The sequence below is a fragment of the Rahnella sp. ATs2 genome (assembly GCF_051851855.1).
GTDB classification, from domain to species: Bacteria; Pseudomonadota; Gammaproteobacteria; order Enterobacterales; family Enterobacteriaceae; genus Rahnella; species Rahnella variigena.
In genome coordinates this window covers 257,567-277,904 of the sequence record NZ_JBLYPL010000003.1, presented here as the reverse complement: position 1 = coordinate 277,904, position 20,338 = coordinate 257,567, and the positions used below count along the sequence as shown (strand labels likewise).

Annotated in this window: 16 protein-coding genes; 12 read left to right on the top strand and 4 right to left on the bottom strand. The window is 54.4% G+C overall.

Annotated features, from left to right (window positions below; all coding sequences use genetic code 11):
- The first annotated feature begins 240 nt into the window (after window positions 1-240).
- From rhaS to ACJY2G_RS04360, 6 genes are all read left to right on the top strand, one after another.
- Complete coding sequence (rhaS, locus tag ACJY2G_RS04385) at window positions 241-1,059, top strand: HTH-type transcriptional activator RhaS (RefSeq protein WP_132964550.1); 819 nt, start codon at window positions 241-243, stop codon at window positions 1,057-1,059.
- Window positions 1,060-1,253: 194 nt separating this feature from the next.
- Window positions 1,254-2,693: an aldehyde dehydrogenase gene (gene aldA, locus ACJY2G_RS04380; RefSeq protein ID WP_439291378.1), complete on the top strand. Its 1,440-nt coding sequence runs from the start codon at window positions 1,254-1,256 to the stop codon at window positions 2,691-2,693.
- Between the two features lie 54 nt (window positions 2,694-2,747).
- A complete protein-coding gene (locus tag ACJY2G_RS04375; RefSeq protein WP_439291376.1) occupies window positions 2,748-3,329 on the top strand; it encodes an LUD domain-containing protein in 582 nt (193 codons plus the stop codon).
- Window positions 3,330-3,469: 140 nt separating this feature from the next.
- Window positions 3,470-4,513, top strand: coding sequence for a hypothetical protein (locus tag ACJY2G_RS04370; protein WP_430319450.1), 1,044 nt, complete (start codon window positions 3,470-3,472; stop codon window positions 4,511-4,513).
- A gap of 850 nt (window positions 4,514-5,363) precedes the next feature.
- Window positions 5,364-7,517 carry a TonB-dependent receptor PqqU gene (gene pqqU / locus ACJY2G_RS04365; RefSeq protein ID WP_439291375.1) on the top strand — a complete coding sequence of 718 codons (2,154 nt, stop codon included), beginning with the start codon at window positions 5,364-5,366 and terminating at the stop codon, window positions 7,515-7,517.
- A 179-nt stretch (window positions 7,518-7,696) separates the two neighbouring features.
- A complete protein-coding gene (locus tag ACJY2G_RS04360) occupies window positions 7,697-10,096 on the top strand; it encodes a glucose/quinate/shikimate family membrane-bound PQQ-dependent dehydrogenase (protein ID WP_430319452.1) in 2,400 nt (799 codons plus the stop codon).
- 75 nt (window positions 10,097-10,171) lie between these two features.
- Here the strand turns inward: ACJY2G_RS04360 and ACJY2G_RS04355 are convergent, their stop codons facing one another.
- The 3 genes from ACJY2G_RS04355 to ACJY2G_RS04345 are packed head-to-tail and all read right to left on the bottom strand — an operon-like array spanning window position 10,172 to window position 12,553.
- Window positions 10,172-10,816, bottom strand: a complete 645-nt coding sequence (locus tag ACJY2G_RS04355) for a hypothetical protein (RefSeq protein WP_439291373.1) — start codon at window positions 10,814-10,816, stop codon at window positions 10,172-10,174.
- Window positions 10,817-10,863: 47 nt separating this feature from the next.
- Window positions 10,864-11,103, bottom strand: coding sequence for a DUF1272 domain-containing protein (locus ACJY2G_RS04350; RefSeq protein ID WP_430319454.1), 240 nt, complete (start codon window positions 11,101-11,103; stop codon window positions 10,864-10,866).
- Between the two features lie 31 nt (window positions 11,104-11,134).
- The gene (locus ACJY2G_RS04345) at window positions 11,135-12,553 is read right to left on the bottom strand and encodes an MFS transporter (RefSeq protein WP_430319455.1); all 1,419 of its coding nucleotides are present in this window, start codon (window positions 12,551-12,553) and stop codon (window positions 11,135-11,137) included.
- A 134-nt stretch (window positions 12,554-12,687) separates the two neighbouring features.
- On the opposite strand from ACJY2G_RS04345, the gene ACJY2G_RS04340 reads away from it, so the two are divergent.
- Window positions 12,688-13,635 carry a LysR family transcriptional regulator gene (locus tag ACJY2G_RS04340; RefSeq protein WP_430319456.1) on the top strand — a complete coding sequence of 316 codons (948 nt, stop codon included), beginning with the start codon at window positions 12,688-12,690 and terminating at the stop codon, window positions 13,633-13,635.
- Here ACJY2G_RS04340 and exoX read toward each other — a convergent pair.
- The gene (gene exoX / locus ACJY2G_RS04335) at window positions 13,610-14,272 is read right to left on the bottom strand and encodes an exodeoxyribonuclease X (protein ID WP_120162919.1); all 663 of its coding nucleotides are present in this window, start codon (window positions 14,270-14,272) and stop codon (window positions 13,610-13,612) included. The genes ACJY2G_RS04340 and exoX overlap by 26 nt on opposite strands.
- A gap of 401 nt (window positions 14,273-14,673) precedes the next feature.
- On the opposite strand from exoX, the gene ACJY2G_RS04330 reads away from it, so the two are divergent.
- Genes ACJY2G_RS04330 through ACJY2G_RS04310 form a run of 5 tightly spaced genes read left to right on the top strand, consistent with a single transcriptional unit; the run spans window position 14,674 to window position 20,322 of the window.
- The gene (locus ACJY2G_RS04330) at window positions 14,674-15,828 is read left to right on the top strand and encodes a mandelate racemase family protein (RefSeq protein WP_037033211.1); all 1,155 of its coding nucleotides are present in this window, start codon (window positions 14,674-14,676) and stop codon (window positions 15,826-15,828) included.
- A gap of 52 nt (window positions 15,829-15,880) precedes the next feature.
- Window positions 15,881-17,524: an ABC transporter substrate-binding protein gene (locus ACJY2G_RS04325; RefSeq protein WP_430319457.1), complete on the top strand. Its 1,644-nt coding sequence runs from the start codon at window positions 15,881-15,883 to the stop codon at window positions 17,522-17,524.
- Between the two features lie 41 nt (window positions 17,525-17,565).
- Complete coding sequence (locus ACJY2G_RS04320; protein WP_112287452.1) at window positions 17,566-18,582, top strand: ABC transporter permease; 1,017 nt, start codon at window positions 17,566-17,568, stop codon at window positions 18,580-18,582.
- Window positions 18,579-19,484, top strand: a complete 906-nt coding sequence (locus ACJY2G_RS04315) for an ABC transporter permease (RefSeq protein ID WP_112287441.1) — start codon at window positions 18,579-18,581, stop codon at window positions 19,482-19,484. Before ACJY2G_RS04320 ends, ACJY2G_RS04315 begins: the two co-directional genes overlap by 4 nt.
- The gene (locus ACJY2G_RS04310; RefSeq protein WP_120162978.1) at window positions 19,456-20,322 is read left to right on the top strand and encodes an ABC transporter ATP-binding protein; all 867 of its coding nucleotides are present in this window, start codon (window positions 19,456-19,458) and stop codon (window positions 20,320-20,322) included. Before ACJY2G_RS04315 ends, ACJY2G_RS04310 begins: the two co-directional genes overlap by 29 nt.
- Window positions 20,323-20,338: the final 16 nt, after the last annotated feature.

Below are 20,338 nucleotides of genomic sequence, written 5' to 3'. Positions count from 1 at the left end.
ACCTCACAATTTGATAACAATTTTGTTTCGGTCATACCAAACGGTCAGAAAACCACACCTTACCGGTCTCTGAAGTCCGTACTTAAATAAGGTGTAAAGCCACGCGGTACGGCGGATGGCGCAGGATTTCGTAAGGAGGGAAATGTTTTGTTCAAAAGCGGCTGGCGGATCACAGTTTCAGCCTTATAGCCGCGCCGGTGACGACTAAGATATTACGATAATGTTAATAAGGAGTCGGAAATGACCGTGCTACGCAGTAGTGAGTATTTTTCCTCAGGGGATTTTCCGGTCGCCATTGAACCCCGTTATCCGCAGGAAACGTTTCCCGAACATCATCATCAGGATTTCAATGAAATTGTGCTGGTCGAGCAGGGTACCGGCACGCACGTTTTCAACGACCAGCCGCTGATCCTCAGTGCCGGCAGTGTCTGTTTTGTCCGTCACAGCGACCACCATCTTTATGAAGATACCGACAATCTGCATCTGACCAACGTGCTGTACCGCAGCCCGAATGCGTTTCGTTTCCTGAATGGCGTCAGCGATTTGTTACCGCAGGAAGTGGACGGAATTTATCCGGCGCACTGGCGCATCAGTCCGAATCAGATAACTCAGGCCAAAACCCTGATTGACCTGCTCGCGCGTAAGCCCTTCAGCCTGTCACCGGAAAATCAGGCGCAGCAGGAGCTGTACTTTATGCAACTCCTGCTATTGCTGCGTAAAGGCAGCCGCGACGTGGGTTATCGCGGGCAGGGCGGTGACCTGAATAATTTGCTGGACTGGATGAACGAACATTACGACGAAGAAATCGACTGGCCGCAGCTGGCCGCGCAGTTCTCGATGTCGCTGCGCACCTTGCACCGGCAGATGAAACAGCAAACCGGCTGCACGCCACTCAATTATCTCAACCGTCTGCGCCTGCTTAATGCGCGCAATATGCTGCGTTTCAGCGACAGCCCGATTACCGAGATCGCTCATAACTGCGGTTTTTGCGACAGCAATTACTTCTCCACATTGTTCAAACGCGAGTTTGGCTATGCGCCAAGAAGTGTTCGTCAGTAGATATCACCATAATTTGCAGAAATGTTATGTCGGGCAACACGACTATGACATTTTTGCCATTTCTCAAAATTAAATGGCAATCACGGAAAGGTAAAAATCAGACGGATAGAACAGGCTGTTAAAACTTCACAAAAAAGAGCTTTTTTATTAACAACTCGTTCATCACCTCTACCCGTATCTTGGAGACTCCCTACATGAGCACAGTTCAGAAACGTATGTACATCAACGGCGAATTCGTTGAAAACACCGGCGGTAAGTGGATTGACGTTGTGAATCCGGCAACGGAACAGGTGATTTCGCAGATCCCTGAAGGCTCGGCAGAAGATGCCAGAAGAGCCATTGATGCCGCCGAAGCGGCGCAACCAGGCTGGGAAGCATTGCCTGCGGTTGAACGCGGCGTATGGCTGCATAAAATCGCCGCCGGTATCCGCGAGCGCGAAGCCGAACTGACGGACACCATTATTGCTGAAGGCGGCAAAACCTACGGGCTGGCGCAAACCGAAGTGCTGTTCACCGCGGATTATCTCGATTACATGGCGGAATGGGCGCGCCGATACGAAGGCGAAATCATTCAGAGCGACCGTCCCAATGAAAACATCTTTGTATTCCGAAAAGCTATCGGCGTGACCACCGGTATTTTGCCGTGGAACTTCCCGTTCTTCCTGATTGCCCGTAAGGCGGCACCGGCGCTGATTACCGGTAATACTATCGTGATCAAACCGAGTGAAATCACGCCGAACAACGCGGTGATCTTTGCTGAAATCATCCACAAAATTGGTCTGCCAAAGGGCGTGCTGAATATTGTGACCGGTTACGGTCCGACCGTCGGTCAGGAACTGGCAGCCAACCCGAAAGTCGGCATGGTCAGCCTGACCGGCAGCGTGGCGGCGGGTATCGCCACCATGACCGCCGCAGCGCAGAACGTCACGAAAGTCTCGCTGGAACTGGGCGGTAAAGCCCCGGCCATCGTGATGAATGACGCCGATTTGGATCTGGCGGTAAAAGCCATAGTCAGCTCCCGCGTCATCAATACCGGGCAGGTGTGTAACTGCGCCGAACGTGTTTACGTTCAGGAAGGCGTCTACGACGAATTCATTTCGCGCATCGGCGATGCGATGAAAAAAGTCACGTTTGGCAATACTGCCGAACAAAAAGAGCTGGATATGGGCCCGCTGATCAGCGGTGCAGCCTTGCAGCGTGTGGAAGAGAAAGTGGCGAAAGCCGTGTCGCAGGGCGCGAAAGTGCTGCTGGGCGGCAAACGCCATGGCGACAAAGGATTTTTCTATCAGCCAACGGTACTGGTGGATGTGACGCAAGATATGCCGATCATGCACGAAGAAGTGTTTGGTCCGGTGTTGCCTGTCGCGACATTTAAAACGCTGGATGAAGCCATCGCGATGGCCAATGACAGTGAATACGGCCTGACGTCGTCGATTTACACCAGCAACATCAACACCGCAATGAAAGCGCTGAAACAACTGAAATTCGGTGAGACGTACATCAACCGTGAAAACTTTGAAGCGATGCAGGGCTTCCACGCGGGCTGGCGTAAATCAGGCGTCGGTGGTGCAGACGGCAAACACGGCTTGCAGGAATATCTGCAAACGCACGTCGCGTATTTGCAATTCCACTAATCAGCAGTAACGGCCGGAGCGGGGCAACCTGACTCCGGCTTATAAGGACATATCATGAGCCGCAACGATTTCCTCACCGGTATTCGTCAGCATAAAATCATGCAAACGCTATTTCCGCCACAGACTGAAATTCCCAATCTGCCTGAAGAATTTGGCCGCGCGCTGACCCTGATGGGCGGCGTCTGGGACGACACGTTTTTGCATACGCCGCAGAATGGCTATACCACGCTGAACGCCTACCTGCGCGGGTTGTATCCGGCGGATTCCCTGTTTTGTTCCGCCACACCGGAAATTATCGCGGAAGTGGATTTCAGCGCCCGCACGCTGGCGGCAGCGCTCAAAGACGTGGACGTCGGCGTGGTTCGTGCCTGCTTTGGGGTGGCCGAAACCGGTGCAGTGTTTCTCAGCGATCCGCAGCTTTGCGTGAATTCCCTCAGTGCGATGGCGAAACATCTGGTGGTGCTGCTCGACGTGGAGCACATCATCGAACATCTGCACCTTGCTCATCGCCAGCCGCAACCCTTCAATGCCCGTTATACGGTGATGGTAACGGGGTCCGCCGCGATGGCCGACAGCGAAAGTGCGCTGATGCTCGGCGCAAAAGGGGTGCAGAGTTTGCGGGTGATCGCGATTTAAGTCCTAAAATCCACGGATCCTGCTGTACTCACTTCGCTTAAAATAACTCCTGTAAATAAAATAAATCCTATCTGATACAATAAGTAAACGGGGTCACAACGGGAGTGTCCTGACTTTTACTGCAAGTGAGCGCGACAACCATGAGCGTGATACAGAGCCTTATCAAACAAGCCTTTGGCACCGGTAACAGCAATGAAGCGGCCACTTTTCTGGCCAGCGCGTGCAACCGGATGAAGGCAATGGATAAAACGTCTATCGCCCGCGAAGTGGAAAGCGCGCTCAGAGGCGTCAGTTTCAGCCGTGCCGAAGGCGATAAAGCCAAAGTCAAAACCGTTTTTAAAGACACCGCCATCACGCTGGAAAAACTGGCGTCACTGGAAAAACAGGTGCGCAGCCTGACTCAAGAACTGGCTGTGGCGCGTCATCAAACCGGCAGCGGGAACACAGAAGATGTTCAGCGACTTGAAGGCGAGCTATACCGCCTGAACACGCGGGTCAGCGAACTGCTGCGTCAGTCTGAAATACAGAAAAAGCAGCACGCCGACGAACTGGCGCTGATGCGATCCCGTCAGCAAACTGCCGGAAACTCTGCCTCCGCCGGGCTGGAAGAGTCCAGAAATCTTGTCGCTTACATGGGCAGTCAGATGGCGGCGATGGCCGCCGCCCGCGACAAGCTACAGGGCCAGATCGTTGAGGAAGAAGACAAACGTCACGCTGCCAACCGCCGTGCGGACGGTAATTACGCGCTGCTCGGACAGCAGAAAGAACTGACGGCTGAGGCGAACCGTAAAGTCACGCAACTGCGTGCCAGCCTGAAACTGGAAGAGTACGAAGGGCAAAACGCGAAGAGCGAAAGGACGAAACTGAAAAAGCAGCTCGCTGAGCTTCAGGACGAAAACAGCCGTCTGGCAGAACGTTTTCGCGATAACGAAGAAGATTGCGAACGGCTTAGCCAGGCGCTGGAGCGCACGAATCAGGAGTTCGCTGCCTACAAAGCGCAAAAGCAGCGCTTAACCCGCTGGATCCACATTCCCGGCGCAATGATGGGAATTTCCGTTGTCGCGCTGGTGCTGTACTCAGATGCCCAGCCGGGGCATCTTTTCGATAACCTTGCCCCCGCTGCTTTTCTCGGCAGCGTCGTCTACGCACTTTCCCTGATGATTGCTTTTACTCGCCGGGCGTAGCGGCTGCCTGGGAACCGAACGCCGCCGCGGCGGCCAACAATGTTGAAGCTAAACGTAAACGCATGGCACTTCCTCTCTTCGTTTTAAACCGGAATGAACATCTGTCTGCGGGGCCACTGTGAGTCTGACGGTCTGACAGATAAGTGACGTGCTGATGACAAAAACGTCATCAGGGCAGGGCGGCTAAGGTCGTGGAAGCGTTTTCCCTGAGCGGGTTGTGGATATTTTAAACAGCGGAATGGATTTTGATTTTATATCTTATGTAAAGAAGTGGAGGTTTCATTACCCGGAACTAATTGGGTGAAAAAACGTCAGAGAATATTCTCTTGTCTTAAAATAGTGGTCTATATTTATTCTGACTCAGATTCAGTTAGTGCGGTTTCGAAAGATGAAAGTCAAATTATCTAACCGTAAGTAGCGCATGATTAATAGTCGTAATGGGCATTTCGTGATTATGATTTATATGTTTCATATCAGTTAATTACCTATAATGTAACCGTTACCATTTACTGGCTTGTCATACGTGTCGATTTATCCGGTGAATTTTCAAATGAAAGCGGTGTTTTATTTTGTCCGGCCTTCAAAACGGTATCAGGCCAATTAATCCACGAAGTTTACGCGGGGATTTAATTGAAAAATCGCATCATGATGCACACTGCGTGCGGTATTTTGTTAAAAAGTTATATTTGTAAAGTTGCGTATGTACTAACAGGAAGAAAAAATCTATAGTGAGCCCCCTTACGGCTCTCAATCAGAACGGTCGATTTATGTCTACTTCTAATGTCTAAAATTGAGAGATGTGTCTTGTTTTTGACCCAGCCTTTTAACACAAAACAAAAGAACTCATAAAGTGAACGCCAAAACCTCTGCTTTTATCATCACGTTCTTGTCATTTTTGAACCCGGTTTCAGTCAGTTACGCGCAGTCAGCGACCGACGCCTCTAAGGGCGATACGGACGATTCATCAGACTCTTCTTCCCTGATGATCATTAAACGCGAAATCAGCGGCGGTCTGTCAGAACTGGACACACCCGCAGCGGTCAGCGTGGTGGATGGCGACGATTTCAGAAACAGCAAAGCGCAGGTCAACCTGTCAGAAAGCCTCGGCAGCGTTCCGGGTTTACAGGTGCAGAACCGCCAGAATTACGCGCAGGATCTCCAACTTTCCGTGCGTGGCTTCGGCAGCCGTTCGATGTACGGCGTGCGCGGTGTGCGTATTTACGTTGATGGTATTCCGGCCACGATGCCTGACGGGCAGGGCCAGACCTCCAATATCGATCTGAACTCGGTAGAACGCGTGGAAGTGCTGCGCGGTCCTTTCTCGGCGCTGTACGGCAATGCTTCCGGCGGCGTGGTGAACGTGGATACCCAGACCGGTTCTCAGCCTGCAAAACTGGAAGCAGGCACTTATTTTGGCAGTTACGGCTCGTTTCGTAACAGCGTAAAAGCCAGCGGTGCGACCGGCGACGGCACACACGCGGGTGATGTGAATTACCTGATTTCCGGCTCACGTTTCACCACCGACGGCTATCGCGACCACAGCGGTACGCAGAAAAACCTCGGTAACGGCAAACTGGGCGTGCGCATTGATGATGCCAGCACCCTGACGCTAATGTTTAACAGCGTCTCTGTCGATGCGAACGATCCGGGCGGTCTGACTGAATCCGAATGGCACGATGACCCGACGCAGGCGAAACGTGCCGATCAATACAATGCGCGCAAATCGCTGGATCAGACTCAGGTTGGCCTGCGTTATCAGCGTCAGATGGGCGAGAACGATGAGTTCAGCCTGATGACCTATCACGGCGAGCGCCACACCACGCAATACCAGACCATTCCGGCAGCATCGCAGAAGAATCCGCTGAACGCAGGCGGGGTGATCGTTCTGGAACGTAAATACTCCGGCGTGGATACCCGCTGGAAACATGACGATCAGATTGGTTCTGTGCCGTTCTCAGTTACCGGCGGTCTGGATTATGAAACCATGACCGAACGCCGCTTTGGTTATGAAAACTTCAATGATGAAGGCGACCTGGGCGTAAAAGGCGACGAACGTCGCAATGAAAAGAACGTGATGTGGAACCTTGATCCGTATCTGCAAACCACGTGGAACCTGACGTCGCGCTGGACGCTGGATGTCGGGGCGCGCTACAGCACCGTGAGTTTTGACTCGCAGGATTACTACATTACCGGCAGTAATCCGGATGACAGCGGTTCGCGCCGTTATCACAAGCTGCTGCCAATGGCTTCACTGAATTATGCAGTGACGCCGGCGCTGAACACCTATATCTCTGCCGGTCGCGGTTTCGAAACGCCAACCATTAATGAGCTTTCTTACCGCACTGACGGCAAGTCTGGCCTGAACCTGGGGCTGGAACCTTCGACCAGCAATACGGTTGAACTGGGCAGTAAATGGCGCGTCGGCAATGGCTTAGTTACCGCCGCGGTCTTCCAGACTGATACCGACGACGAGTTAATTGTTGCAGAAAGTGTCGGCGGACGTTCGAGTTACACCAACGCCGGTAAGACACGCCGTCGCGGACTGGAACTGTCGTTAGATCAGCAGATTGAAGAAAACTGGCGCGTTAAAATGGCCTGGACTTTACTCGATGCCACCTTCCGCAATGAGACCTGTGGCGCCGGGGATTGCACGCCAGCGGGCAACCGTCTGCCGGGTATCGCACGCAAGATGGGCTACGCTTCTCTGGAGTGGGCACCGGTTGATGGCTGGCATGCTGGCGCTGATGTGCGCTACATGAGTGACATCGAAGTGAATGACGAAAACAGTGAACAGGCACCGGCTTATACCGTCGCCAGCGTGAATGCGGGTTATCGCTTCAACTGGAACAAAGTGACGCTCGACCTGTTTACCCGCGTCGACAATCTGTTCGACAGAAATTACGTCGGTTCTGTCATCGTCAATGAAGGTAACGGTCGCTATTTCGAACCGGCACCTGGCAGAAACTACGGTGGCGGCGCTACGCTTTCTTATAGTTTCGAATAGATTTCATAAAGTAAGCGTTTTAGTCAGTAAGAACAATGAACCACGCGGTGCTGCCCGGTGCCTGCACTGAGAAAGCAGGGCGGCACACGCAAGGAATGACACCCGGTGAGAACCGGATGTTCTTGAAGATTCGGGTCACCCTGAATCGACGATTATAAAAATCAGTAAGGTCATCAACTATGGAAACGAAAGCCTCGTTATCACGCATCGTCGTCATAATTACCGCTTTGTTCGCCGCGTTAAGCGGGATTTATCTTCTTGTCGGCGGTATCTGGCTGGCAAAATTAGGTGGTTCTCTTTATTACATTATTGCCGGTGTTATCTCGCTGGTTACCGCGTGGTTGCTGTATCGCCGTCGCTCTTCTGCATTGTTGCTGTACGCCATCTTCCTGTTCGGCACCACGGTGTGGGCTGTGTGGGAAGTGGGCACAGACTTCTGGGCACTGACGCCGCGTTTAGACGTCACCTTCTTCCTGGGCCTGTGGATCCTGCTGCCAGTCGTTTATAACCAGATGCTGGCGAAAAATGCCTTCGCCCGTGGCGCACTGGCCGTTTCCCTGCTGTTCACCGTGATTGTGCTGGCGTACTCCGTCTTCAACGATCCGCAGGAAATCAACGGCACTATCAAAGCTGCCGATGCTGCACCTGCAGCGACCGATTCCGGCGTTCCTGCCAGTGACTGGCCGGCCTATGGCCGTACTCAGGGCGGTACCCGTTACTCGCCACTGAACCAGATCAACGATAAAAACGTCAGCAAACTCGACGTGGCATGGACTTTCCGTACCGGTGATCTGAAAACTCCGAACGATCCGGGTGAAATCACCGACGAAGTGACGCCAATTAAGATCGGCGACATGCTTTACCTGTGTACGCCACACCAGAAGCTGTTTGCTCTGGATGCCGCGACCGGTAAAGAGAAGTGGAAATTCGATCCACAGCTCAATTCTAACCCGACCTTTCAGCACGTGACCTGTCGCGGTGTGTCTTATCATGAGACTACGCCTGCGGCACAAGGTGATGCTGCTAAGGGCGCGGCACCTGCTGTCTGTTCACGTCGTATCATTCTGCCTGTTAATGATGGCCGTCTGTTCGCACTGGACGCTGAAACCGGCGCACGTTGCCCGGCATTCGGTAACAACGGTGAGCTGAACCTGCAAGGCAACATGCCTTACGCAACGCCGGGTCACTACGAGCCAACGTCACCGCCAATCATCACTAAATCTGTGATCATCGTGGCGGGTGCGGTTACTGATAACTACTCAAACCGCGAGCCTTCCGGCGTTATCCGTGGCTTTGATGTTGAGACCGGTAAACTGCTGTGGGCATTCGATCCGGGTGCTGCTGAACCAAACAAAATCCCTGCGGATGGTCAGCATTTCACACCGAACTCCCCGAACTCATGGGCACCAGCGGCTTATGATGACAAGCTGGATCTGGTTTACCTGCCAATCGGCGTAGCGACACCAGATATCTGGGGCGGCAACCGTACTCCGGAAATGGAACGTTACGCGAGCGGCTTGCTGGCGCTTAACGCAACCAACGGCAAACTGGCGTGGTTCTACCAGACTGTTCACCATGACCTGTGGGATATGGACGTTCCGGCGCAGCCAACCTTAGCTGATATCACTGACAAGAGCGGCAACAAAGTTCCTGCGATTTATGTTCCGACTAAAACCGGTAACATCTTCGTGCTGGATCGCCGTGACGGTAAGCTGATTGTTGATGCACCTGAAAAATCTGTTCCGCAAGGCGCAGCGAAAGGCGACCACGTTTCTCCGACTCAGCCGTTCTCCGAACTGACTTTCCGTCCGGAAGCCAAACTGACCGGTAAAGACATGTGGGGCGCAACGATCTATGACCAGCTGATGTGTCGTGTGATCTTCCACAAACTGCGTTATGAAGGCACCTTCACACCGCCATCCGAGCAGGGCACTCTGGTGTTCCCGGGTAACCTCGGCATGTTCGAGTGGGGTGGTATTTCTGTGGATACCGATCGTCAGGTGGCTATCGCTAACCCGATTGCTCTGCCATTCGTGTCTAAACTGATCCCACGTGGTCCTGGCAACCCGATGGAGCCAGACGAGAACGATAAAGGAGGTTCCGGTACTGAGACTGGCATTCAGCCACAGTACGGCGTGCCATTCGGCGTGACGCTGAATCCGTTCCTGTCTCCGCTGGGCTTCCCTTGTAAACAGCCTTCATGGGGTTACATCTCCGGCGTTGACCTGAAAACCAACGATATCGTGTGGAAAAAACGTATCGGTACCGTGCGCGACAGCTCACCATTACCGCTGCCGTTCAAAATGGGTATGCCAATGCTTGGCGCACCGATTTCTACCGCCGGTAACGTGTTCTTCATCGCCGCGACCGCAGATAACTACCTGCGCGCGTTCGATATGAGCAACGGTGACAAACTGTGGGAAGCACGTCTGCCAGCAGGCGGCCAGGCGACGCCGATGACTTACTCTGTGAATGGCAAGCAGTACGTTGTTATCGCAGCAGGCGGTCACGGTTCGTTCGGCACCAAACTGGGCGATTACATCATCGCTTATGCGCTGCCAGACGCTGACGCTAAATAACTAGCCGTCATAAGCTCTGAAATCTGAAAGGCCGCGCAAGCGGCCTTTTTTGTGGAACTTTTTCAGCAGTGGCTGCTATTTCTTGCAACCAGTCACTTGCGGATAGTTGCGGCAAACCAGCATGAGTTTATGTTTCGGTTCAAAACCATTATCGAGCATACATTGCTGAACTTTGGCGGCTTTCAGGACGGTCGGAACGAAAGGAACCGAGCCTAGCGGTTTCGGATATCCGCATTCATACATCACCTGTAACGCGAGCTTGTCATTCTCAGCTGCGTGCGAAAAATGCCGTGAGGCACCCGCTTTACGCCAGCTGATGAGTTGGTATTCATTCCGGCCTGAATCCGGTTTGATCGGATGAAAACCCTCATCAGCGACAAAAGGCAGTGCTTCGAGCTGTCGCTGACTGAGCGGGTGACCCTGTTGTTTCTCGATGCAGGCAGGGGTGTTTTTGTAGTAATCGCAAATGTGAAAACCCCCCTTATAGGTAAATCCTTTCCCCTCCATGCACTGGTAATACAGCACCGATTCATTATCGGTAAAAGAAGGTTCCGGCCCCGGCAGCGGGACGCCGCATTGCCCCATCGCAACACGCGCATCATCTATGGTGCTATTGGGGCGCTGCCACTGCGTTAAATCAGGCGGAGGCGGACATCCGGTGAGCATAAAAACCGAACCAATGAGTGCAGATGAAGAAACCAGAGAAAAATAGCGAGGCATAAAAATCCTTTATTTTTAATGATGATCCAGATTTCATTCAGCCATTACTAAGAAGAACAGCCCTGTGGCTTAAAGACCCGCGTGGTGGAGGCCGGAGTGTTCGCCAGTTTATTTGCCGGTCTGCGCGGGCGTGCGACAAGTTCTCCGCCGCAATTGGGGCATATCCCGCTCAGTTTATCTTCGGCACAAGGGACACAGAATGTGCATTCAAATGAACAAATTCTGGCGTCAGCAGCCGGGGGCAGATCGGTGTTGCAGCACTCGCAATTGGGTCTCAGTTCCAGCATAGAATTTATCCTTGATCAGCATGTGTAAGTTTTAGCCATTTTGCAGGTGAGTGGCAGGGTTTCGCAAGCGGCTCAGACTGATCAGCATCGCCAGCACCGTGGCAATCACCGCCACCCACAAACTGACCTTCACCGCCTGCGCTTCCTGCAACACAGTGCTGGCCGAATAAATTGTCAGGATAATGCCGACGCACGCCGTTCCCAGACACTGACCGAAGGTGCGCATGATCGCCAGCACACCGGAGGCATAACCGCTGTTTTCCCGTGAAGCGCTGGAGAGCATTTCACGGTTGTTCGGGCTCTGGAAGCAGCCGAAGCCCAGGCCGCAGATAAAGCTTCGCAGACCGATATCCCACATCTGCGGGTGTGGTGGCAGTTTTGCCAGCAGCATTAAACCCAGCGCGAAAACGCACAATCCTGCGGTCGAAATGATCGCTGCCGGATAGCGGTCAGCAAGGCGTCCGGCATGCGGAGCGGCGAGAATAATCCCCAGCGGCCACGGCGTGAAAAGCAGTGCTGAAACAAACGCGCTGTAACCGTAAACACTCTGGAAGAGAAAAGGCAGCGCGACAAAAGTGATCCCCTGACTGACAAAAGAGGCCAGCGAAGTGAACGCCGCCAGCGTGAACCGGCTGGAAGCAAACATGACAAGCGGCAGCAGTGGTTTTGGTGCACGACGCTGACGCCAGACAAAGGCCGCGCCTGCGATCACTGCTGTCAGGCCATACGTTAAGGCTGTCGCCAGTTCGTCACTGCCCGGATGTGCGAAGGATTCGGCGGCCATAATCAGCGCGCCCAGCGCCACCGCCGACAGAACTGCACCCGCCGTATCAAATGGCTGACGCGTGCCGGCCGGATTGGAGGGCACCACGCGCAGCGTAATCACCACGGCAATAATGCCGAGCGGAATATTAATGGCGAACAGCCACTGCCAGCTCATCGCCGAAAGTATTGTTCCGCCCAGAACCGGCGCGACGGCGGTGCTGGTGGCGATCATCAGGGCGTTCAGCCCCAATATTCGCCCGAGTAAACGGTTGGGGAACACCGAGCGCAAAATCGCCGGGCCGATACTGAGCGTAGCCGCCGCACCGATACCCTGAAGCACACGCATGATAATCAGCATGTCGAGGGATGACGACAGCGCACAACCCAAAGAGGCGAGGGTAAAGACCGTCAATCCGGCGGCAAACAGCCGACGAAAGCCGATGTGGCTGGCGAGCGCGGCAAATATCGCCAGCGTCATGGATGCTGAAAGCAGATACCCGTTCGACACCCATACCGCGGCGCCCGCAGAAATGTCCAGTGCCTGCGCGATTTGCGGCAGGGCAATGTTAACCATCGAGCCGTCGAACACTGCCATCGTCGCCATGATCATCACGGCGGCCATTGCCAGTCCCCGTTCACGGCCGGGTAATCCTTCATCGCCTGGTTTGTCGGAAAATAATTCCATAACGCATTCGCCTTATTGATATTGAGTCAGGTAACTATACCGGCAGGTGATATAGTGCGGAAGGCGCAGCATCTGCACTTAATACCTGCACCAAATGCCTTCTCTCATTATTGCTGTTGCGTTACTCTGTGCAGATGACTGAACCCGATCTGAACTTACTTATTGCACTTGATGTGCTGCTGGCTGAAGCAAGTGTAGCCGCTGCTGCCCGACGTCTGGGATTAAGCGCCTCTGCCATGAGCCGTACGCTGGGTCGCCTGCGCGAAAGTACCGGCGATCCGCTGCTGGTGCGTGCCGGACGAAATATGGTGCTGACGCCTTACGCCGAAGAAATCCGCCAGCGTGCCCGTAATGCCAGTTTTGAAGCCCGCGCGCTGTTGCGGCCTTCATCGGCAGATTTCAATGTCGCCAGACTTGAGCGCACTTTCCTGATCCGATCTAATGATGGTTTTGTGGTGGCCTTCGGCGCAGCGATGATTGCCGCTGCTGCGCAGGTCGCCCCTTCCGTGTGTTTGAGATTTATGCCAAAACCGGAAAAAACCTCGAATGCATTGCGGGAAGGGCGGGTCGATCTTGAGATTGGTGTTTTAGGCGAAATGGGGCCGGAAATTCGTTTACAGACGTTGTTCCGCGACAGGTTTATGGGCGTGGTGAGAAAGGGGCATCCGCTGGCGGGTGAGAAAATGATTACCGCGAAAGAGTATGTGTCTTTCGGGCATGTTGTCGTTTCGCGCCGCAACAGCACCTATGGGCCTGTCGATGACGCGCTGGCCGAAGTCGGATTGAAACGGAAAATCGCCGCCGTCGTGCCGGGGTTTTCTGCCGCGCTGGCGATTGCGCAAAACTCCGATCTGGTGGCGCTGATCCCCGCTTCATTTCTTATTGCTGAGCCAGACCGGTTACATGCGTTTGAACTGCCGGTGAACACTCGCGAAATCACTATCTCTCAGATGTGGCATCCGCGTTCAGAAGTCGATCCGGCGCATCGCTGGTTGCGACAACTGGTGCTGAGTGTGTGCAGGAATAAAATCCCGGATGTGACTCACATTCAGTCCCTTACTCTGCGTCGAGATAATGTCTGAGCGTCATCCGCAAATCGGGCGTTAATTCTTTGATGTTTTTAAGCATCCAGCGCAAATACCCCGGATCATCCTCGGCGATTTCTGCAATTTTCCGGCCGCGATATTTTCCGAACATCATGGTGCTGACCAGGGCCGGGCGTCCGGTAATGGTCACCATTTCTTCGGGCGTCCAGCCGGATTCATCCATGATGCGGATCAGCAGCGCGGCAGTAATATAGCAGTCAAACAGCGCACGGTGATGATGCAAGTCCGCAGGCGTGGCAACTTGCAGCTTGAGAGATTTGTAGAGTGCCATATTGCTGTACTTAATCCCCGGCCATAAACGCCGCGCCAGTTTCACGGTACAAATCCATTCGCCCGACATATCAGGCAGCATGCGCTGATCAAAACTGGCATTGTGAGCAACATAATACTGACTGCCGTGGTAGCGCGGGATGATCTCCTCAATCCACGGTTTGTCGGCCACCATCGCTTCGGTGATTTTGTGGATGGCCATCGCCTGATGGCTGATCGGACGGTCCGGGCGCACCAGATCACTCATCGGGTTAACAATTTTCCCGTTCTCGATATCGACGGAGGCCACTTCCACCACGCCACCCTGCAATCCGCAGGTTTCCGTATCAATAACACGCAACATTTTCTACTCCGGCTGATCACCAAATACTTTCCAGTACCGGTAGCCTAACGGAATGGCTTTCCTGTGCCCACTTTTCTGATCACAACTTTTTTCATCACAAACATAGACTGAATATCTCCCCACACTCACTCCGTCTATTTCCTGTACAGATCACACTTCCCCCTACTTTCGTGAAAATGCTCACATTCGTCCGTGCAGATGCCCAAACAAACACGGAAATTTTCGGCTTTTAGCCGTGGAAATGCTTCAGGAAACTGTCTAAGTTCAATATTGAAACGCTATTTTATTATTGTTGGATTGCGGTTTTAAGGAAGTGTGAGTGCGCTCACATTGCTGAATGAACACGCAATTGCGGCGCGCCCTGAAGGGCGTTAACTCACTCAGTAATGGCAGGTATCGCTGTGAAAATAAGTTCTGTTGAAGTCTCTGTTTTTACTTATCCGACCCGTCGTGTTTCAGACAGCGCGGGTCATTCGCATCCGGGTGAAGAAAGTCAGGCAAAAATGGCGATGTTAACCATCACCACCGATGAAGGCGATTGCGGATATTCGTTCGCGCCGCCGGAAGTTGTGCGTCCGCACGTCGTGAACGCCTTTTTCAGAAAAGTACTGATCGGTCAGAATCCGTTCGACCGTGAACGTCTCTGGCAGGATCTGGTGCACTGGCAACGCGGCAGTGCACATCAGCTGACCGAACGGGCGCTGTCGTTTGTCGAGCAGGCGCTGTGGGATCTGATCGGCCGCAAACTGAACATGCCGGTACACAAACTGCTGGGCGGATTCCGCGAGAAAGTACCGGCCTACGGCAGCACCATGTGCGGCGATGAATTGAAAGGCGGATTATCGACACCGGATGAATTCGGTCAGTTTGCCGAAAAACTGGTCGCGCGCGGTTATCAGGCCATCAAGCTGCACACCTGGATGCCGCCGGTGGCATTCGCCCCGGATCCGAAAATGGACATCAAAGCCTGCGCCGCCGTGCGTGAAGCCGTCGGGCCGGACATCGAACTGATGCTTGACGGCTATCACTGGTACAGCCGCAGTCAGGCGCTGACCATTGGTAAAGCGCTGGAAAAACTCAACTTTGCCTGGTTCGAAGAACCGATGGAAGAAGAGAGCATGGCGTCCTACGCCTGGCTGGCGGAAAACCTGTCCATCGACGTGATCGGGCCGGAAAGTCTCGGCGGTAAACATCACAGCCGTGCGGACTGGGTCAAAGCCGGTGCCTGCGACATTTTACGTGCCGGTGCTAACGGCGTCGGCGGCATCTCGCCGTGTATGAAAGTTGCCAGTCTGGCAGAAGCCTTTGGCATGGACTGCGAAGTACACGGCAACGGCGCAGCGAGTCTGGCGGTGGTCGGTGCTATCCGCAACTGCCGCTGGTACGAGCGCGGTCTGCTGCATCCTTTCCTCGAATACGACGAACCCGCTGCGTATCTGAACAGCATCGTTGACCCGATGGATGAGCACGGTTTTGTGCATCTTTCTGACCGCCCTGGCCTGGGTGAGGACATCAATTTTGATTACATAGAAACCCATACCGTCAGTCGCGACTGACCTGCGGGCAGAAAAAAATAATAAACCTCTGACTCTACCCGGAAGGTACATCATGAACTCTGGCAAAACGTGGGGCGCGTGGATTTTCGCGCTCCTGCTGATGACCGGTGGCTGGACGGCGCAGGCAAAAACGCCGCCCGACCAGCTGATCATCGGCATGAACATGAATAACCTGTTAACGCTCGATCCGGCAGCGATGACCGGCAATGATATTGTCGGCATCGTGGTCAATCTTTATGACCCGCTGATTGAGCTTGATCCGCAACAACTCACCAACGTGCGCCCGGCGCTGGCGACCTCGTGGGAGGTCAATGACGCCCGTAATCTCATCACGTTTCATCTGCGCGACGGCGTGAAATTCCACTCCGGCAATCCGGTGACCGCTGACGATGTGGTGTGGTCGATGCGCCGCATTCTGCACCTCAATCTTGCACAGGCCTCGGTGTGGAAATCCTACGGTTTCAGCAAAAAGAATGTCGATGAGATGGTGCGTTCGCCGTCTCCCGGTATCGTCGAAATTCAGTTACCTAAACCCAATGACCCGAAACTGGTGATTTACTCACTTGCGGCGCTCGGCAGCGTGGTAGCGCTGGACAGCAAAACTGTGCAGGCGCATGAAGTGAATGGCGACTGGGGTAACCGCTGGCTGACCACCAACGAAGCCGGTTCCGGGCCGTTTCGCCTCGATAACTGGCAGGCGAAAGACGTGCTGAACATGAGCCGTAATCCGCAGTACTGGCGCGGTGAACCTAAGCTTTCGCGCGTAGTCTTCCGTCATTTTCAGGAGTCGCAGACGTTGCGCCTGATGATTGAAAAAGGCGATCTGGACATTGCCAATAACATGGCCGTATCGGATGTTACCGCGCTCAGTCACGACCCGGCGATGCAGGTCGATCAGGTAAAAAAAGGCACCATTTATTACGTGGCGATGAGCATGAAAGAGCCGCATTTTGCTAACCCGAAAGTACGCGAAGCGGTGCGCTATCTGATTGATTATCAGGGCATCGGCAAGGCGCTAATGAACGGCTACGGCATTGTGCATCAGCGGCCGATTCAGGTCGGGATGCCTGCCACGTTGCCGGATCCGGGTTACCAGCTCGATATTCCGCGGGCGAAAACTTTGTTGGCAGAAGCCGGATATCCCGACGGTTTTGATACCACGCTGCGGGTGCTGGCGGATCAGCCATTCCTCAATATCGCCATTGCTGTGCAGTCCACGCTGATGCAGGCAGGCATTCGCGCCAAAATTGTCACCGGCACCGGTAACCAGATTTACGGCGCGATGCGTGAACGTAAGTTCGACATGCTGGTCGGGCGCGGCGGCAGCGGCGTGGAACCGCATCCGCATTCCAGCCTGCGCGCGCTGGTTTATAACCCGGATAACAACGACGCGGCGCAGCTGACCAACTTTCAGGGCTGGCGCACCGGTTTTTACGACAAACAGCTGAACACGGATATTGATCAGGCGCTGCTCGAACGTGACCCGGAGAAACAAAAACAGGATTACTTCGCCATTCAGGAACGCTATGACGCGCTGATCCCGGCGCTGGTGCCGCTCTCGCAAATGGTTGATTCCATCGTGGTGCGCAGGGACGTCAAAAACTATCTGCCGCATCCCTCTGCGACCACGTTCCTGCGCGACGTCTGGAAAGACGAACCTGCTGACGTGCAGCCAACCGGAGGTAAAGGATTATGACCATGCAAATCCCGGCTCCCGCTTCAAAGCAAACGGCGCGGATGTCATTCCCCGCCGGACGTATCGGCAAACGGCTGGTGCAGGTGGCGGTCACACTGTTTGGCTTGCTGTTGCTGACTTTTTTTATTGGCCGCGTGATGCCGGTGGATCCGGTGCTGGCGATTGTCGGACCGGACGCCGACCACAGCACCTATGAACAGGTTTACCACCAGCTCGGTTTTGATAAACCGTTGTGGACGCAGTTCGGCATCTACCTTTCCGGGCTGGCGCACGGCGATTTAGGCAACGCGCTGCTGACCGGCAAACCGGTGACGCAGGACATTCTGCGCGTGTTCCCGGCCACCATGGAACTGGCGACGCTGGCGATCATTCTTGGCGCAGGCGTCGGCATACCGTTAGGTGTGCTGGCGGCGGCAAAACGCAACAGTATTGCGGATTACGTGGTGCGCATCATCAGTCTGGCCGGTTATTCCACGCCGATATTCTGGGTCGGCATGATGGGTTTACTGGTGTTTTATGCCTGGCTCGGTTGGGTAGGCGGTGCCGGACGGGTAGATTTCAGCCTCGACGGACAGGTTACGCGCCACAGCGGTTTTATGCTGATTGACGCGCTGATCGCGGGAAACTGGGAAGTGTTCCGCAACGCGCTTAATCACCTGATCCTGCCTGCGTCGTTGCTCGGCTTTCATTCGCTGGCCTACATCAGCCGCATGACCCGCAGCTTTATGCTGGCGCAGCTTTCACAGGAATTCATTATCACTGCCCGCGTCAAAGGGCTGAGTGAATGGCATGTGCTGTGGAATCACGCCTTCCGCAACATTCTGGTTCAGTTGCTGACTGTGGTGGCGCTGGCTTACGGCTCGCTGCTCGAAGGCGCGGTGCTGATCGAAACTGTGTTCTCGTGGCCGGGCTTCGGTTCGTATCTCACCAGCAGCCTGATGTTAGGTGACATGAACGCGGTGATGGGCTGCGTGCTGGTGGTCGGCATGATTTTCGTGGTGCTGAATTTGCTCTCTGACCTGCTCTATCAGGTCTTTGACCCGAGGACAAAAGTATGACGATTTCCCTCGATTCCGTCACGCTCAGCGCAGGCGACGAAAAACGTCAGCGCGTGAAAAGGGCGTTTGGCCGCGTGGGCCATTTTCTGTGGCAGATGGCCTGTAATCCGCTGACGGCCATCGGCGGCGCGATAGTTCTGGTGCTGATGATTGTGGCGATTTTCGCGCCGTGGATCGCGCCGTTTCATCCGCTGGTGCAGGATTTAAACAACGCGCTCAGCCCGCCGTCGGCGGCACACTGGTTCGGCACCGACGAGTTTGGCCGCGATATCTTCAGCCGTCTGGTGTATGGCTCGCGCATCACTTTGTACATCGTGCTGCTGGTATCGGTCACCGTCGGGCCGCTCGGATTACTGTTAGGTGTCACCGCCGGGTATTTCGGCGGCAAAACCGACATGGTGCTGATGCGCGTCACCGATATTTTCATCTCTTTCCCGAGTCTGGTGCTGGCGCTGGCGTTTGTCGCCGCGCTCGGGCCGGGGCTGGAACATGTAGTGATTGCCATTACGCTCACCGCGTGGCCGCCAATTGCGCGTCTGGCGCGTGCTGAAACGCTCTCGCTGCGACAGGCTGACTTTATCTCAGCGGTGCGTTTGCAGGGCGCGAGTCCGCTGCGAGTTTTGTGGCGTCACATTGTGCCGCTGTGCCTGCCGTCGGTGATCATCCGTATCACCATGAATATGGCCGGTATCATTCTGACTGCCGCCGGTCTGGGCTTCCTCGGCCTCGGCGCACAGCCACCGGATCCGGAGTGGGGCGCGATGATATCCAGCGGGCGTACGTACATGATGGAGTGCTGGTGGGTGGCGACTATTCCCGGTCTGGCGATCCTGATTAACAGTCTGGCGTTCAACTTTTTAGGAGATGGCCTTCGTGACATTCTCGATCCCAGAAATGACTGACGCTCAGGCGTTACTCGATGTGCAGGATTTGCACGTCAGTTTTGTGAATGGTCGTCAGGTGACGCAGGCGGTACGCGGCGTGTCTTTCCAGCTCGGACGCGAAAAACTGGCTATTGTCGGCGAATCCGGCTCGGGTAAATCCACCGTCGGTCGTGCGCTGTTGCATCTGCATCCGTCAAAAGCGCAGATCACCGCCAGCAAAATGCAGTTCGCCGATGTCGATTTGCTGCACGCCAGCCCGAAGCAGATGCGTCAGGTTCGCGGCAAACGGATTTCGATGATTATGCAGGACCCGAAATACTCACTGAATCCGGTGCTGTGCGTGGGCGATCAGATTGCCGAAGCGTGGCGGTCGCACCACAAATGTTCGTATCAGGATGCTAAACGCAAAGTGCTGAACATGCTCGACGTGGTGCGCATCCGGGATCCGGAACGCGTTTACGGTCTGTACCCGCATGAGATATCCGGCGGGCAGGGACAGCGCATCATGATTGCAATGATGCTGATCACCGACCCGGAAATGGTGATCGCCGATGAACCGACCTCGGCGCTGGATGTGTCCGTGCGTTTACAGGTGCTGGCGCTGCTCGACGACCTGGTGAAAACGCGCGGTCTGGGGCTGATCTTTATCAGTCACGACATCAATCTGGTGCGCAGTTTCTGCGATCGTGTGCTGGTGATGTACGCCGGACGCATCGTCGAATCCATCGCCGCTACCGATCTTGATAACGCGCAGCATCCGTACACTCGCGGCCTGTTAAACGCGCTGCCGGACATGGATAACCGTCGTTATCCGCTGCCGGTGATGCAGCGGCAGGCCAGCTGGCTGACAGATTAAGGAACCGACATGACAG

What these genes read in the sequence shown, in the direction of transcription:
- rhaS (WP_132964550.1), top strand. Translation starts at nt 241, where the DNA reads ATGACCGTGCTACGCAGTAGTGAGTATTTTTCCTCAGGGGATTTTCCG.
- aldA (WP_439291378.1), top strand. Translation starts at nt 1,254, where the DNA reads ATGAGCACAGTTCAGAAACGTATGTACATCAACGGCGAATTCGTTGAA.
- ACJY2G_RS04375 (WP_439291376.1), top strand. Translation starts at nt 2,748, where the DNA reads ATGAGCCGCAACGATTTCCTCACCGGTATTCGTCAGCATAAAATCATG.
- ACJY2G_RS04370 (WP_430319450.1), top strand. Translation starts at nt 3,470, where the DNA reads ATGAGCGTGATACAGAGCCTTATCAAACAAGCCTTTGGCACCGGTAAC.
- ACJY2G_RS04360 (WP_430319452.1), top strand. Translation starts at nt 7,697, where the DNA reads ATGGAAACGAAAGCCTCGTTATCACGCATCGTCGTCATAATTACCGCT.
- ACJY2G_RS04355 (WP_439291373.1), bottom strand. Translation starts at nt 10,816, where the DNA reads ATGCCTCGCTATTTTTCTCTGGTTTCTTCATCTGCACTCATTGGTTCG.
- ACJY2G_RS04350 (WP_430319454.1), bottom strand. Translation starts at nt 11,103, where the DNA reads ATGCTGGAACTGAGACCCAATTGCGAGTGCTGCAACACCGATCTGCCC.
- ACJY2G_RS04345 (WP_430319455.1), bottom strand. Translation starts at nt 12,553, where the DNA reads ATGGAATTATTTTCCGACAAACCAGGCGATGAAGGATTACCCGGCCGT.
- ACJY2G_RS04340 (WP_430319456.1), top strand. Translation starts at nt 12,688, where the DNA reads ATGACTGAACCCGATCTGAACTTACTTATTGCACTTGATGTGCTGCTG.
- exoX (WP_120162919.1), bottom strand. Translation starts at nt 14,272, where the DNA reads ATGTTGCGTGTTATTGATACGGAAACCTGCGGATTGCAGGGTGGCGTG.
- ACJY2G_RS04325 (WP_430319457.1), top strand. Translation starts at nt 15,881, where the DNA reads ATGAACTCTGGCAAAACGTGGGGCGCGTGGATTTTCGCGCTCCTGCTG.
- ACJY2G_RS04320 (WP_112287452.1), top strand. Translation starts at nt 17,566, where the DNA reads ATGTCATTCCCCGCCGGACGTATCGGCAAACGGCTGGTGCAGGTGGCG.
- ACJY2G_RS04315 (WP_112287441.1), top strand. Translation starts at nt 18,579, where the DNA reads ATGACGATTTCCCTCGATTCCGTCACGCTCAGCGCAGGCGACGAAAAA.